The sequence below is a fragment of the Aquimarina acroporae genome, assembly GCF_023195925.1.
GTDB classification, from domain to species: domain Bacteria; phylum Bacteroidota; class Bacteroidia; order Flavobacteriales; family Flavobacteriaceae; genus Aquimarina; species Aquimarina acroporae.
Map to the genome: position 1 here is coordinate 587,056 of NZ_JALPRE010000006.1, position 17,018 is coordinate 604,073.

Below are 17,018 nucleotides of genomic sequence, written 5' to 3' on the forward strand. Positions count from 1 at the left end.
TATGTGGCTAACTCAAAAAAAAAAATTGTCTATTTACGTATTGGCCCTCTTTATTTTATGTACCTCTTCTAGTTTGTTTTCAAAAAATGATATAGAAGGTATTGTAAATAAGGATATAAATTCTCATTACCTATTGTTTTCGGCCAAAAAGCAATATGAAGACAAGAAATTTGTACAAGCCATTGATACCTACCAAAAAATCCTTGAGCATCAACTTGTAGATTCGGTATATGTATTTAGAGAACTTGCATTTTCTTACGCAGAAATTGATGATGCAGATCAAGCAAGTTTATATATCGAAAAGTATATCATGTCTAGCTTAGATCTGAGCTTCATAGGGCATAGTTACTTTGAGCAAATCAGTAACTCAGAATCTTACCAAAAGCTTCTAAAAAAATACATGCGTAAAGTCGATTTATGGTCCATATTTTGTTTTTACGTTGGATTTATAGGAGGATTTATAGCCTTAGTACTTAATTTGGGAAAAAGATCAAATAAGATAGCCAACTTACTAATGAGTTTATTTGTTTTGTTGCATTCTTTCTTTATTATCCATTTAGGGTTGTATTTTATGAATTATGAATATTACCTGCCGCATACGTTATATATGTCTACTTCTTTTTCATTTTTATATGGCCCTCTTATATATTTTTATTTTAAAAGAGTAACTACAAACTATATTTTTAAGCTTTCTGATCTTTTACATCTTGTGCCTACAGTTTTGTTGGTAGTGTTATTGTATCCGATTTATACCTTGTCTCCCGAAGAAAAGTTAAGAATGATGCTTCACAAAGAGCGACCATATATGGCGCTAATTTCTATCTCTAAACTTATTTCATTATTGGTTTACGGTGTGTTGGTATTTAAAATGTATGTTTCATCAGTTAGAAGAAATACATTCTTTCCTAGGATTGTTTCTATTTGGCAAAGGAATATTGTTATTTTTTGTTCTGTTTATATTATTTCATATGCTATTTATTCCATTTTAATTATACAGTATATGCATAATGGTTTTTTATTTTATCTACAAGTAGTCTCAATGGCTTTGTTGGTGCTGTATGTAAGTTATACTGCGTTTGTGCAACCTAGCATTTTTGGTAAATTAAAAATGGAAGCGGATACATCTATACATGAATTGGACAAATACAAAAAGTCTGGACTCACGCAAAGTCTTTCATTAGAATTAAAAGAAAAATTACTATACCTTCTAGATACTGAAAAGATTTATAAGCAAAATGATATTACACTTCAAAATATAGCCGAATTGCTCGATACAACAAGGCATAATGCATCTCAAATTATTAATGAACATTTTGGATTGAATTTTTTTGAGCTTATTAATAAGTATCGCATTGATGAAGCCAAAGAATTATTACGAAGAGAAAAAGATAAAAACTTTACGATAATTAATGTTGCCTATGAGGTTGGTTTCAATAATAAAGTAACGTTCAATAAATCTTTCAAAAAATATAATCAAATAACACCTTCAGAATATATAAAGTCTTTCCTAACGTGATTTATAAATAAAACTCTTTTCCATAGTAAACCGGTAAGCATTCTTCGGTACAAGTAAACTATGATAAGGATTATCCTCCTATTGTACCTACTGCACGTACTTTATAATACAATCTAGAAAGAACCAGGCAAGAGATCACCATAAAGTGTATACGGTTTGATGATGTAATTATTGAGTTAGCCTTCGATAATACTCTTGCCTTCTTTCATGATTCAAATGATAATTGGAGTATAATTTTTAAAATTTTTGTTTATGAAAGTACATCCTAGTAGATTGCTGATACTGCTTTGCTTGATATCAAGTACAGTTTTGGCACAAATGAAAACCGTTACTGGAACGGTAACAGATGAAGATGGTTTGCCATTGCCAGGGGTGAATATTATTATAAAGGACACCAATAGAGGAACGCAGTCAGATTTTGATGGTAATTATGCCATAGAAACTCAAAATGGGGAGATAATTTCTTTTTCTTATGTCGGTTTTGTCACTAGCGAAATTGCAGTAGCCGATCAAAATGAAATCAATATCACTCTGGCGGCAGATATTAGTACATTAGAAGAGGTAGTGGTAGTTGGTTTCGGGACACAATCAAGAAGAAAAATAACCGCAAATATTGCTTCCATATCCTCTGAAGAGATTAATGAGATTCCTACTCCCAGTTTACAGAGTACATTAACAGGTAAAGCTGCCGGGGTGCAGGTCACACAGTTAAACGGTAAGGTTGAAGGAGGAATTAAAGTAAGAGTTCGAGGAATTTCGACAATATCTTCTTCTCAGGAACCACTTTATGTGGTAGATGGTATTCCTATTACCAATGCAGATGAATCTATAAATGATTCGCCAATTAACCCTTTAATTGCTTTAAACCCTAATGATATAGAGTCTATAGATATACTGAAAGATGCTTCATCAGCTGCTATTTATGGAGCTCGAGGAACAAATGGAGTTGTTATTATAACTACAAAACAAGGTAAACAAGGTAAAACTAAGGTGTCTATAAACTCTTCTTATGGAGTTAGTACAGCAACCAATACCAGAGATTGGTTAAATGCAGATCAATATGTAGAATTATTGACAGAATCTGCTTTAAATAGTGGCTTTAGTTTAGGTTTTATAGAAGGTCAGTTTGATTTTTATGCTAATGGCCTCGATTGGAGAAATGGTCAGGTAGATACAGATTGGCAAGAATTGGCTTTGGTAGATGGTTCTGTACAAGACCTAGGAGTTTCAGTATCTGGAGGGAGCGAGAAGACCAAATATTTTATTTCTACATCTTATAATAATACAGAAGGTATTGTAAGAGGAAATGAATTGGAACGTTATTCTTTTAGAACAAATTTGGATCATAAAATTTCTGAAAAATTTAGAGTTGGAGCAAATGCAACCGTGTCTAAATCGATTATTGATAGAATCTCAAATGACAATGCATTTGCAACGCCGTTACAAGCTATTGCACAAGTACCTATTTCTCCAGCATATCAGGCAGATGGATTTACTCCAAATAACGATACCACCGAGTACTATAATTTCTTAACAGAGGAATTTAATGGCAATTTTAGAACAAATATTTGGAGGGTTCTGGCAAACACCTACATGCAATATCAAATCTTACCCGAATTAAATTTTCGAACAGAATTAGGGTACGATTTTTTATCTCAGGTAGCTGAACGCTTTTCTGGAAGTCTAACAGAGTCTGCATCTGTAGGTGGTTTTGGAACCGCAAATGCTGTACAAACAGAAAAGTATAATCTGAATAATTACTTTACTTATAATAAGCTTTTTAACGATATTTTCGATTTTGAAGGAACCCTAGGGATGAGTTTTGAAGATAGCACTAGGAGGTTACAATTTATTCAGGGACAAGGATTTCCTTCAGATGATTTGCAAACGCTCAATAGTGCTGCAGAAATTACTGCAGGAGGATCTAGTAGGACGAGATTTAACTTTTTATCCTATTTTGGGAGAGCTTCATTAACAATAGCCAATAAATACCTTTTTAATGGGAGTCTTAGGTACGATGGTTCATCCAGATTTGGCGAGGATAATCGTTTTGGATGGTTTCCAGCGGCTTCTGTTGGCTGGATAATTTCTGAAGAGAAATTCCTGCAAAATTCAAATGTGTTGTCCTTACTCAAGATACGAGGAAGTTGGGGAATTACTGGTAATGCGGGAATCGGAAATTTTGCAAGTTTAAGTCTGTTTCAAGGTGCCCCTTATAATCAAAGAGCTGGTTTGGCTGCTACTCAACTGGGAAATCCCGGTTTAAAATGGGAAAGAACAACACAGGTTGATGTGGGGCTGGATTTTGGTTTTTTGAATAATAGGATTTCAGGAGAGATAGATTATTATGTGAAAGATACCGAGGACTTATTGTTGAATGAACCGGTTCCGGGAACTTCAGGTTTTCCGAATATTACCCGTAACGTAGGAGAAATGAAGAATAGAGGATTTGAGTTTGTAATTAATACCAAAAATATTGTTAGCAATGACTTTACTTGGGGAACTTCTTTGAATTTTTCAACAATAGACAATGAGGTAACCAATCTACCGGGCGGTGATATTATCGTTGGTAGAAATATTGTGAGAGAAGGAGAGACAGTTTCTTCTTTTTATTTGGTTGAATTTGCTGGGGCAGATCCTGCAAACGGAGATGCTCTTTTTATACGTAATACTGTCAATCCCGACGGGAGTATTAATAGAACCACTACAAATAATTTTAACGAAGCCGATCGAATTATAGCAGGAAGCCCATATCCCGATTTTATTGCTGGACTTACCAATAATATTTCCTTCAGGGGAGTAGATTTTTCTTTTACTTTTCAGGGAGAATGGGGAGCTTCTATTTATAATAACGGAGGAAGGTTTCAATCTGGAAATGCCAGGTTTTTCGATAATCAAACTGTAGATCAGTTAGATAGATGGCAACAGCCTGGTGATGTTACAAATGTACCACAGGCCAGATTGTTTACTACCAATGGTCAGCAAGCATCTACACGATATTTACAGGATTCAGATTTTATCAGATTAAGAAATTTGACACTGGGATATACAATCCCCGGTGATATTACTCGGAAATTCCAAATGGATAGGGTTAGAATTTATTTTACGGGATTTAATCTGTTAACATTTACCGATTATGATGGGTATGATCCTGAATCTACTGCCGATTTTAATGGAGATTCTAACATACAAGTTGGTGAGACCTTTTATTCTGCACCTCCAGCCAAAACCTACACGGTAGGAATAAATATTGATTTTTAAACAGTACGACTATGAAAACATTAAGATATATCAAATCACAATTTTTTGTAATACTGCTTATTTTAGTTTTTAGCTGCGAAGATAATTTGGAGCTGGAACCAGAGCAGAGTTTATTACCCGAAATAGCTACTTCTAATCCCGCAAATGTTCAAAATATATTAACTGGAGTTTATGATGAAGCTGGGCAAACCTTATCTTATGGCGGAAGAATAAATTTGGCCTCAGAACTTTTAGCCAATAGCGGAGATCTTTCCTGGAATGGTACTTTTGAACAACCTGCGCAACTTGTCGAAAAACAGTTGGTTCCAGACAATACATTTGTTAGAGATTATTGGTTGAACGGTTATGAAGTAAATAATCAGGCAAACATTGTATTAGCCAATCTAGATGTCTTTGAAAATGAAACAGATCGCAATAGAGTAGAAGGGGAAGCGAAATTTCTTCGAGGGCTCATATATTTTGATTTAGCCAGATTATTTGGGCAAACCTACGAGGTTGGAGGAGGAAATACTCAATTAGGGGTTCCCATCGTTCTTGAAGCGGTCATAGATCCCAGTGATATTACTTTTCCATCCAGAAATACTGTAGAACAGGTATATGAACGAGCCATTTCTGATTTGATGGATGCTTATAGTCTATTACCTACTACCAATGATGTTTTTGCCGATAGATTTTCGGCTCAAGCGCTTTTGGCCCGAATATATCTTCAACAAGGGAATTATCAAGCAGCAAGAGATGCTGCCGACGATGTGTTACAAAATAGCGGTCATACATTAGCACCTACATACGAAGCAGCCTTTAATAATGATCAAGATTCTGTAGAAGATATTTTTGCCTGGCAAATTACTAGTCAGGATCCCTCAGAAACACCTGGAGGCCTAGAAGGGACGAATGAAATGAATACATTTTGGGCGGGACAAGGTTTTGGAGGACGTTCTGGTAATCCTGATGTCTCTATAAACGCTTCTTTTTTTACAATTTTTGATGATACCAATGATGTGAGAAGTCAATTCTTTTATGACAATTCTGGAGGAATGGCAACAACAAAGTGGCAATCTCAATTTGCAAATATTCCTTTTCTAAGAATTGCAGAAATGCACTTAATACGGGCAGAGGCAAATTTTAGATTAGGGACTTCTGTAGGGCTTGCCCCAATAGATGAGATCAATGCTCTGAGAGCTAGGTCTGAGGCTGTAGCATTGACAACTATTACATTACAAGATATTATCGATGAACGAAAACGGGAACTTGCTTTTGAAGGGTTTGCTTTACATGATATAAAACGTTTACAAGGTATGGTAGGTACTTTAAATTATGATGATAATTTTTTAGTAATGCCTATTCCGCAAAGAGAGAGGGATGTGAACCCAGATGGCTTGCCACAAAATCCGGGATATTAAGATACTGTTTTGTTGAGGTTATTTAGTTCTGCTAAGATTAAATAGCACCTGGGCTGCCCATATAGGGTGGCCCATTTTTATAATGAGTTCCCCATCTATACAAAAGTATATAGATGGGGAACTGGGAATATATAAAGGGGGCTATATAAAAGGTTACTGTTTTAAGATTTTTTGTATTTGAGTATCTCCATTTATGGTAATTCTAAAGAAATAAATGCCAGTAGATTTTGTACTCAGTTTGTCGTAAAGATTTAGAGTATGTTTACCTTTGGGTATAACTTCACTAAATATAGTTTCACTAGCACCATAGAGATTAGTTATTTCCACAGAAACAACATTCTTATCGTTATAGGTATTTAGTGATAGAACCGAATTTTTAGTAATAGGATTAGGTGAAATTACGATGTCAGATGTATGACCGAAAATATTAGTTTCGTCATTAAAACGAGCTGTTGCAGGTCTTGTGTCGGACCACTGCCCGTTATAGTACCATCCATCTGAGCAACGATTAAGATCTGTAGTTTGTGAAGCTCCGTTGTTGCTAAAGATAAGGTTTGTGCAATTGGTATTATTAAATGTATAACTATACCATCCGTCTGCTCCTAAGGTCATATTTTCTCCAGGCCAAGTTGTGGTTAATCCCGAAGGAATGGCATTCCAGAAATAAATAGTAGGAGAACTAAAAGAATCAGATTTAAAATATACCGTAAAATCTTGCGATTGTTCTGGGTTCGAATCGTACCAGATTCCGTTATAATACCAACCATCGCTACATCTATTTAAATCTGGGGTTTGGTTACTACCGTTATCGTTAAATATAATGCTTGAACAGTTAACTCCATTTAGTGTATACTTAAACCATCCATTACCAATATCTTCCATTGATTCTCCCGGCCAGTTGGTTGTTTGTGAACCTGGACTAGTATTCCAGAAATATATTTCCGGAGCATTTAAACTTCCTTTATAATAAATAGTTTGAGAACTGTTGGAATCTTGAAATGTAAACGTATTGCTTACAATTCCAGAAGTTAAACCTTCGTTGTCATAGGCAATAGCTTTGATGATTGTAGTCTGGTTTAAGTTAATAGGATTTGTGTACAAGTTTGATGCGGTTGTGGGGTCATCTCCATTATCGGTGTAATAAATACTTATTCCGTTCGGTTCATTATCACTGGCCGTAAGTGTAACCGAGATGGTTTCTCCGAGAGAAAAAGTTCCTCCATTAGGAGATATAGATAAGGTTGGGGGAGTATTAACAGTAACTCCTGGTTGATTATCGTACCATGTACCATCCTCATACCACCCATCTCTATCTCGAGATAAGTCTGGAGTTTTGTTGGCTCCATTATCACTAAATAGGAGATTGATAGTTGTTACCCCTTCAAAAATATACTCATACCAGTCAGCATTGCCCATCTGATTCATTAATGGGCCAGGCCAGTTGCTGTTGGGTAGAATATCTGGAGTTTCATTCCAATAGTGTACATTTACTTGTGACCAATTCGATGGCTTTTTAAAATATAATTTCAACCCTTCTATAGGGCCAATACGATAGTTCTGAGTAACAACATCTGATGGAGTGCCACTATTATCATAAACGATTACTTTGATCGTGGTAGATTCCGTTATGGTGAAAGCTCCTGTATATCTATTGCTTGAAGTATTGGGAATATTTCCATTTGTAGTATAAAATATATCATATGACCCCCCAGATCCTCCTATTCCTTCCATGGTAATTTGTATAGGGTCTTCAGAAGTAGTATTTGCCGGATTAATTACTGCAACGGGTTTAGAAGGTCCGTTAACGCAGTTTTCAAAAAAACCACCACCACAACTTCCTATGAGTCCAGGGCCGTTAAGTACGTATATTCCTGCAGAGCCAGAGGTGACACTGAAATTTAAGACTCCGTTTGAAACTACAATTTCTCTACCGGTAACTGCATCTCTGTAAACTCCATTGGTCATTCCTGAGATAGAAAAAGAAGCCCCACCATCTTTTGCAAGTCCAACAGCAACTTCACTATTTTGATACACCCTTCTGTAGGCTACTGCATTACCGGGGGCGTCTTTCCAGTTCCAGCTTCCTTTTTGCAAGGCAGGAACTGCTTTTCTAATAGCATTCAACTTTTTAATATGTTGGTACATACTATGGCTAGATGCCTGATCAATAACATCTCCATAATATGCTCTACCCGTTTCGTTTATAGAACGTTCGATACCCGAGGCATCATGTATATCGGCAAATTCTCCGGCTTTAAACCGCATCTCTGTACCATAATAAACAGAGGGGATACCTCTCCAGGTAAACATAAAATTCATACATGCAGCCAAGTTTTCGTCACTTCCTCCATATCTTCTGTTCCAGTCGTTGTTAGGACCAAAATCATGATTATCTAACCATGTTACAAGAGTCGAGGGGTCACTGTATAAATGATCATACCGTGCGGCAGCCTTAACCGTAGGGAAGGATTGCCCTTCTTCGAAGGTTCCATGAAAGGTAGCCTCAGCAAAAAAATCAAGAACAGCAAGATCTATAGGAGCAGAGTTGTTTACAGCTCCTCGCCAAGTGTAGTAGTGAGGATTAATTTCATCTACCGGATGCAATTCATGTCTTTTTTGGGCAACTTCTCCAAATATAAATAGGTCCGGATTTACCGCCTTAAATGCATCGTAGAAATATAGAATATCTTCTTTACTCATATGTTTTACGGTATCCCACCTAAAAGCGTCTACGCCCATATTAATATATGTAGTATAAGCTTCTACGAGGTAATCTCGTACTACCTGACTTCCTGTGTTTAAATCTGGGGTATCTCCTGCAAGTGCCCTGTTTTGTAAATTTTCAATATCGTCAAAACCTTGTGCAAAACCATTTCCTGAATGATGATACCAATCTGGATCTGAAGTGTCTACATAATTTTCTTTACTGGGAAAATTGAATGCAGCTAAGTTTTGATTATAAGGAGGAGGCATTTGGGCAAGGTTTGCTCTACTCCAAATTAAACCATCTTCTGGATTAGGAGTTAAGCCATCATACTCCCAAATGGGATTATCATCGGCATACCAAGGAGCTGTAGGGTCTGTATTGTATTTTATTTCGGCAACATCTTTGATTCCAAATCTACCAGCATGATTAGTTACGATATCAAGGACAATTTTCATATCTCTTGCATGAATTTCATTGATAAGGTCTTGAAAAGTGGCACCAGGAGATTCGAGCCTGGGGTCGACTTTGGTAAAGTCCCAAGCATGATACCCATGGTAATCCAAAGGACTTCGATTATGCACAATTGGTGTAATCCAAATAGCCGTAAATCCGAGATCTTTAATGTAATCAAGTTTTTGAATTAATCCCTTAAAATCACCTCGCCAAGTAACATCGTTAGGATCTGTAATTGAAGGGTTAATTGTAGGGTCCGGGTTATAAGAGGACCATTCTGTTGGAGCATTGTTACTTTGGTCACCATCGAAGAAACGGGTTGTCATTAAAAAGTAAATGGTTTCTTCTCTGAAATCTGTTTGACCTTGAAGAAAGGACGGAGCAAATGATGCAATGCAATAGCAGATTACTGCTATTGACTTGAGTAATAATTTTTTCATTAGTGTTGTGCTTGTGTTAATGATTTGTGAAAAAAATAACTATATAAATAGGGATCATATAATTATTTGATATCTAATATGAAGATATGCTAATTTGATTAAATAATTGTAAGTGAATTATTTAGAGTAGTAACGAAATCGATTTCGTGTTGATAAGTCACTTGTGTGATGCGATTTTCTACAAGTATAAAATAGAGGGTAAAAGATGAGTTGACTTATAAAAAGTATTCTATAAATTATCTTATTTTTTGAAAATACTAATGTTTTGATGAATCTCTAAGGATTGATAAGAATAATTCTTAGCAATCCAATTCATGGTATCTTCTGAATAAAAAAACACGTGGGTAGGGTCATTTTTATACCACCATTTCCCGAAGTTAATAGAAGAATAATATATTTTGGTTTTGCAATATAAAGAGCCACCAGGTTTTAATAAGTTGTACAATAAATCAAATTCCTTTTTGGGATTGTAGAAATGTTCTATTACTTCGCAACAAATTATATAATCATACTTTCTTTCAAGAACTTTGGGTTGGAGATCAAAAAAAGGATCATAAGTAGAGATCGTGTATTCTTTTTCTCTTAGCATTGTAGTAATAACCGGGCCGCTTCCTGAACCAAAATCTAATCCTTCACTAGTACTGTCAAAATTTTCAATTATCGATTGAACTAGAGGTAGAACAAACTCCTGATACCCTGGGTCATTAACATCGTTTTGGTGTAATAAATATCTCCTTTTTTCATCTTCGGGAGATAGAAAGTGTTTACGATCTAACAAAATTCCATCACAAGTAACACACCTAAAATACTTCTTGTTATTTATTTCAGAAAATTCTACAGTTTTTGATTCACAAAGTGTGCATTGCATAGATTAGAGTTGCCTAATTTTTTTAAGCTTAGCTTTCCAAACTTCTAGGGTTTCTCTATGTTTTTCAATATTCTTTTGTACTTCTATAACCAAAGGGTTATCATCTTTAGCGTTTTTGAAAAATTGAAGATTGTTTTCTAGTTGTCGAATTTCTCCATGCACGTCTTCGATTTTCTTACGAATAAAACTTTGCTCACTTTTTAACGCTCTATCGTCACTTTGGTTAGATAAAGAACTGAGTTTATTTTCATATTTAATTAACTCTGTCTCTTTTCGGCTAAGATTAAGTTGTTGAAAAAGACCATCTAATAATTTATTGTACTCAGATTCGATATTTTTTTTGCGATAAGGAACCCTTCCTAGCGTTTTCCAAACTGCGATATTTTCTTTAATCGTATTTAAATCTGCTTCAGGGTCTCCAGAAAGAGCTAGAGTTTGTAGAGCCTCAATATGTGCCTGTTTCTTTTCTAAAGATAATACTTCTTCTTTATTGGCCTCATTTCTTTCGGCGTGTAATCTATCGAAATAAAAATTACAGGCATCTTTAAATCTTTTCCAAATGCGATCACTATCTTTTCTGGGTACATGTCCGATTTTTTTCCAATCAGACTGTATTTTTTTCATCAATGGAGTAGTTGTAGACAAGTCTTCATTGTCTTTATTATCTTCTGCTATTTTGATAAGCTCCATTTTTTTGTTCAAATTCTCAAACTGCTCTTTCTTGAGATTTTTATAGAATGCGTTTTTGCTCCTGTTAAAATCTCGCACAGCTTCTTTGAATTCACTCCAAGTTTGTTCATTTACATTAGAAGGAACTTTACCGGCCTTAAAAAATTCTTCTCTCAAAGCTTCTATTTCTTTGATTTTTTGTTGCCAACCGCTATGGTTACTTGGGTGATTAGATCCCACTTCGATTATTTTTTCAATAATCTGGCGTTTATTTTCAAGGTTGACTTCGTAAACTTTATCAAGTTCTTTGAAGTGCTTTTGACGATTTTCGTGAATTTGCCTTGTGAGTGTACTAAATTTCTCCCAGATAGGTTCTCTATATTCTTTTGCGACAGGACCTAAATCTTCTTTCCACATTTTATGCAACAGTTGCAATTCTCTAAAAGCACGATTTACATCAGTTTCTTGTGCTAACTCAGTTGCTCTTTCAATAATCTTTAGCTTTTGTTCAAGATTATGCTTGAAATCAAGATCTCTGAATTCTCTGTTTAAATGTAAAAAATCGTAGAAATTCTCGGTATGATGATGGTACGTGTTCCAAACTGTATTGTATTTGTCTCTTGGGATGGGGCCAGCATTACGCCATCTTTCCTGTATGCTTTTGAAATGATTATAAGTCGAATTGATATTTTCATCTACATTAAGCAACCCTTTCAATTCTTCTATCAATTCAAGTCTTCGGTTTAGATTTTCTTGTAGATCCTTTTTTAAATTTTGATAATAAGCATTACGCTTTTCTTTATAATCAAAATAAACCGAATTAAATTCCTTCTTTACGGGAGTAGAGTAGTAGAAATCTATAATATCTCCTCCGTCTGCTAGAAACTCTTCTTTCTTTTGCTCAACTTCTTCATTGAACTTTTCATTAAACTCAGTTTTTATCTCTTCGACATGCTCTTTGATTGCTTGTACTTTTTTACTTTTAACCAAATAACGTAATTCTTTTATAAGCTCCTCTTTGGTCATAGCATGATAATCTTTTTTCTCGATATCATGGCGTTCGATGGTAGTTTCGTCTTCACTATGTTCTGCAACAGCTTCGTCCATTTGATTTTGGACCTGATCATTTTCATCTACAGTTTCTTCTTCTGAAGTATCTTCAGCTGTAATGGGATTTTGATCTGTGGTTTCCGTTTCATTGGTTACCTCTTCCGGAGTATCTTCTACCACATGTTCTGGTGTAGGTTCTGTAGTAGTTTCCTGTTTTTCTACTGTAGAATCTTCAGATTTTGTATCTAAAATCTCTACTTTATTTTCCTGATCTCCATCTGCTTTTGGCAGGTTATCCTGTGTTGACATTGTGCGAACGTTTTTGTTTGTCTGAGCTTATGCTATCACTAAGATACTAACATATTAGAAAACCTCAAAGGGATTCAAGGGTTTTAGGATTTTGTCAAATAGGAAAATCTAGAGTTACTTTGGCTGTAAAGGTATTTTTTACTAGCTGTTCCAAATCTCCCAAGCCTTTTCAGCCTGTAGAATTAACATTTGTGAACCATTTGCTATGCTCGCTCCTTTTTCCCTTCCTTTTTTTAGAAATACAGTTTCTTCAGGATTATAGATTAAATCGTAAAGCACATGATTTTCTGTGATATATTCATAAGGAATATCTGGGTAATTATCGACATTGGGGTGAGTACCTAGAGGTGTACAATTAATGATAAGTTTGTAAGATCTAATAATATCTTCGTCTAGGTCCCCATAACTCAATTCATTAAAATCAGGATTTCTAGATATAAAAGTATAAGAGATCCCAAGTTGTTGCAAAGAATACCCAATAGCTTTTGAGGCACCTCCCGTACCCAAGATCAACGCCTTTTTTATTAATGGCGAAAGCAAAGGTTTAAGAGATTCTGTAAACCCATAATAGTCACTATTGTAACCAATTAAACGACCGTTTTCAAATTTAATCACATTTACAGCTCCAATTTCTTTTGCGATTGGATTTAAGTCGTCTAAATAAGAAATGACTTCTTCTTTATAGGGAATAGTGACATTTAAACCAGCAATTTGTGGAGTTTCAATAATTGATGTAAAACTATCGATGTGTTTAATATCAAAATTATCATAGAAACAATCTAGGTCTTCGTTTTTAAATTTTTCAGAAAAATACCCTCTTGAAAATGAATATCCTATGTCTCTCCCTAAAAGGCCGTATATTTTTTTCATTTTGAAACTTTTAATGTCTTTTTGCCATACCACTCTAACCATAAAACGATACCAATACCTATAAGTATGAAGAAAACACCAATATAGGTTTCAATAAGAGTAGTATCTGGTATATAGCGATCATAATTATCTAAGATAGGATTTCCTGCAGCATCCATTAAAGTATTTCCGATAGCATCAACCTTATAAATCTTATGTTTCCAAGGCCATACAACTCCTAATGATCCAGTAATGAATCCTATGATCGACGCAAAAGTTGCTGTCTTATATCGTTTTAAAACGTATCCAAGAAAATGTGATAATGTTACCAAACCAGTTAGGGAACCTATACTAAAAACCACTAGAACTTTTAATAATCGTATTCTCTTGGGATTGTCCATGAAAGAGAAATCCCATTGTATAATATCTGCAATAGTATCATAAAGGGCATTTACCGAATCGACCAATAATAATACATAATTACCAAGAAGAATTAGTATAAAAGAACCAGATAAGCCAGGTAAAGTCATACCTGATACTCCTACAATCCCACAAAAAAACACAAAAATTAAATTGTCATTTTCTCGAGCAGGATCTAATAGACTAATACTTATTCCTGCAATAGTTCCCAAAGTAATGAAGATGATATTTCTTCGGCTCCAATCATCAAAGTCTTTTACGATATAATAGATAGAACCCACAATCATACCAAAGAAACATGCCCATACATATAATTCGTAGTGTATGATTAGGTAGTCTAGAATTTTGGAAACGCTAAAATAGCTAATGAGCATTCCTAAAATAAGTAACCCTAAGAACCTACCATTGATGTATCTCCAGAAACTACTAAATCGAAAATTTATAAAAAGTTTGAAAGCCTTTAAATTTACCTTTTGTAGAGAGTAAATAAACTCTTCGTAAAAACCTGCTACAAAGGCAACAACACCACCTGATACCCCTGGTACTTTATTCGCTGCACCCATAGCCAGTCCTTTAATGACAAGAAACATTCTATCGGTAAACGTTCGAGTACTTTGTTGCATCAATTAATTTGCTTTTTGTGTTGCTAGGCGTTCTAAGATAAGAATTAATAAAAATCCAATAGTAATAAAAAGAAGAACCATTAAGATATTAGGATCTCCTTCAAATTGAGAAGGCAAAATACTTTTTTCAATAAAGGGCACTTGAAGTCCTTCAGAATTAGTCCTCCACGACAATACTTTTTTCCAGGGCCATAATTTATTGAGTGAGCCAATCATAAAACCGGTTAGGATAGCAAGAGTAGTGTTTTTATGATTCTCAAACATCCAGTTTAAAGCTTTAGAAAATAATTTTAGACCGGTTATAGCCCCGATTGCGATTAGAATTAATTTGATAATTACTTCATACAGGATATCAAAGTCTAAATTCAATAACCCTTCTCTGAGCTTATTTAGAATATCAATGAAGGTTTGATAGGCTCCTAATATAAGCAGTATAAAAGCTCCTGAAACTCCAGGGAGTATCATAGCTATAATAGCCACAAAACCACAAAAAACAAGATACCAATTACTTTCTGGAGAAGCAAGAGGCTCTGTAATAGTTATAAAATATGAAATAATAGCTGCAACAACAATACCTATCCAAACTTTTGGTTTCCATGAAGTTATCTGCTTTCCGATATAGAGTATACTGGCTAAAACCAAACCAAAGAAAAATGCCCAAAGTAATAAAGGTTCATGATGTAGTAACCATTTCAGTACTTTAGATAATGATAAAATACTGATAGCGATTCCAGCGAATAACGACATCAAAAATGATAGGTTATAGCTTTTCCAGGCATTTAAAAAACCTTCCTTTTTCCAAATTGAGAAAAAAGAGAAGTTCAATCCATTTATCGTTGCAATAAGTTCTTCGTAAATTCCTGAAATAAATGCTATAGTACCACCTGATACTCCCGGTACCACATCTGCAGCACCCATAGCAAGTCCCTTTGTTGAAATAATTAGGTAGTCTTTAAGACTTCTTCCCATTCCTATTGTTTTTGCTGTTTATGTACAAAAACAAATGTATGCATTTTTAGGGTGAATTAAAGAAGAAAATAAAGCGTCTTTTTGTATTATTTATACTCCAGAATTATGTTTTTCACCATGGTTAAGTTAAAAACCTTTTCGAAAAGTTCTTCAAGCACAATATGATATTCGTAGTCTAGATCCAACGCCTTTCTAATATGATATTCCCCTTTTTCAAAGTTTTGATTTTCATAATAAAGACCTGCAAGACGGTAACGAACCTCGGCATTTTCAGGATAGAACTCTATGGCTTGGTGTAAACTTTGAATAGCAGCTTTGGATTCTCCCAAGAATCGTAAGATATCCGATCTGTTTAACCAGGTCTCTAATTCATAATTACCTAATTCCAGAGCTTTTCTATAACCTCGTTCTGCTTCTTCAAAAAAGGCAAGCTTATTATTTATTTTTGCGTATCTCTTCCAGTACAACACATTTTCACCATCAATATTGATCGCTTTGTTGATGTAGTACAATGCTTTTTGGTAATTGCTGTTGCGCATATAGAAATCTGTAATGGCGATCCACCCTTTATCTAGTAACGGATCTTCATGTACCGTTTTGGAATAATGTTGAATAGCAAGATCATCGTTACCTAATTTTTCAAAGCATTTTCCAATTCTTAGCAAAGCAAAAGAAGTAGGGTCATCCAACTCAAGTGTAATCCTATAATTTTCTATAGCTTCATTGTACCGCTTTAGTTTCTCCAGTACTTTTCCTTTTTCAAGATAGGCACCAATAAAATATTCATCACTTATAATGGCAAAATCAAATGCAGCTAGTGCTTTTTCATATTCTTTAAGATCAAAATATTGTTTTCCTACCTGATGCCAAGCTACTTCACAATACGGGTTTTTGTTAAGGAATAGATTAAGATATTCTATTGCTTCTTCATGTTGTTCTAGAAAATCAAAGCAATAAATAACATTGTATAGTGCAGAATAATCTTCGTCATCTGCCTCTAGACACCTCATGAAATTTACTTTGGCGTTTTCAAAATCATCCATAAACAAATATTCCATTCCAATAAGGGAGTAAACATCTGCTGGATCATCGGTATATCCCAAAGCTGTAGTAAGAAGTTTTATAGCTTTAAGGTGGTTATTTTGTTTAGAAAGGATATTAGCCTTTTGAATATAAATTTCTTCATTTTCTGGCTCCAGAGCATGAAGCTGAGCTAATAAGTGATCTGCTTTATCTAATCGGTCTTCAAAAACCAATACTTCTACATGCAGAAGTTTAAGATTGACAGAGGAAGGATGTTGAGAAAGCCCTAGAGAAATGGCCTTTTTTGCCTTAGCGATCTTTCCATTTTCAAGATAATGATGAATGATAGATTCAAATTCATCAGAATCAAAAAATTTAACATCATTAGATCTCAGCATAGACTCATATCGAGTAATTGAGAAATTTTGTTCTTCTTCGTGGTTAAATTTCATACACGTTGA

At 34.8% G+C, this 17,018-nt stretch carries 10 protein-coding genes; 3 read left to right on the forward strand and 7 right to left on the reverse strand.

Annotated features, from left to right (window positions below):
* Positions 1-25 precede the first annotated feature (25 nt).
* The 3 genes from M0D21_RS11115 (at position 26) to M0D21_RS11125 (ending at position 6,177) form a co-directional block, all read left to right on the forward strand.
* The gene (locus M0D21_RS11115) at positions 26-1,516 is read left to right on the forward strand and encodes a helix-turn-helix domain-containing protein (protein ID WP_248329423.1); all 1,491 of its coding nucleotides are present in this window, start codon (positions 26-28) and stop codon (positions 1,514-1,516) included.
* Positions 1,517-1,768: 252 nt separating this feature from the next.
* Positions 1,769-4,777 (forward strand): SusC/RagA family TonB-linked outer membrane protein, encoded by a 3,009-nt coding sequence (locus M0D21_RS11120; protein ID WP_248329425.1) that lies wholly within the window; start codon positions 1,769-1,771, stop codon positions 4,775-4,777.
* A gap of 11 nt (positions 4,778-4,788) precedes the next feature.
* A complete protein-coding gene (locus M0D21_RS11125; RefSeq protein ID WP_248329427.1) occupies positions 4,789-6,177 on the forward strand; it encodes a RagB/SusD family nutrient uptake outer membrane protein in 1,389 nt (462 codons plus the stop codon).
* Positions 6,178-6,330: 153 nt separating this feature from the next.
* Here the strand turns inward: M0D21_RS11125 and M0D21_RS11130 are convergent, their stop codons facing one another.
* The 7 genes from M0D21_RS11130 to M0D21_RS11160 form a co-directional block, all read right to left on the reverse strand.
* Positions 6,331-9,777, reverse strand: coding sequence for a starch-binding protein (locus M0D21_RS11130; protein ID WP_248329429.1), 3,447 nt, complete (start codon positions 9,775-9,777; stop codon positions 6,331-6,333).
* 241 nt (positions 9,778-10,018) lie between these two features.
* Positions 10,019-10,645: a class I SAM-dependent methyltransferase gene (locus M0D21_RS11135; RefSeq protein ID WP_248329431.1), complete on the reverse strand. Its 627-nt coding sequence runs from the start codon at positions 10,643-10,645 to the stop codon at positions 10,019-10,021.
* A gap of 3 nt (positions 10,646-10,648) precedes the next feature.
* A complete protein-coding gene (locus M0D21_RS11140) occupies positions 10,649-12,673 on the reverse strand; it encodes a DUF349 domain-containing protein (protein ID WP_248329433.1) in 2,025 nt (674 codons plus the stop codon).
* A 141-nt stretch (positions 12,674-12,814) separates the two neighbouring features.
* Positions 12,815-13,543, reverse strand: coding sequence for a shikimate dehydrogenase family protein (locus tag M0D21_RS11145; RefSeq protein WP_248329435.1), 729 nt, complete (start codon positions 13,541-13,543; stop codon positions 12,815-12,817).
* The gene (locus M0D21_RS11150; RefSeq protein WP_248329437.1) at positions 13,540-14,565 is read right to left on the reverse strand and encodes a DUF368 domain-containing protein; all 1,026 of its coding nucleotides are present in this window, start codon (positions 14,563-14,565) and stop codon (positions 13,540-13,542) included. Before M0D21_RS11150 ends, M0D21_RS11145 begins: the two co-directional genes overlap by 4 nt.
* 3 nt (positions 14,566-14,568) lie before the next feature.
* Positions 14,569-15,534, reverse strand: coding sequence for a DUF368 domain-containing protein (locus M0D21_RS11155; protein WP_248329439.1), 966 nt, complete (start codon positions 15,532-15,534; stop codon positions 14,569-14,571).
* Between the two features lie 86 nt (positions 15,535-15,620).
* The gene (locus M0D21_RS11160) at positions 15,621-17,009 is read right to left on the reverse strand and encodes a tetratricopeptide repeat protein (RefSeq protein WP_248329441.1); all 1,389 of its coding nucleotides are present in this window, start codon (positions 17,007-17,009) and stop codon (positions 15,621-15,623) included.
* Positions 17,010-17,018: the final 9 nt, after the last annotated feature.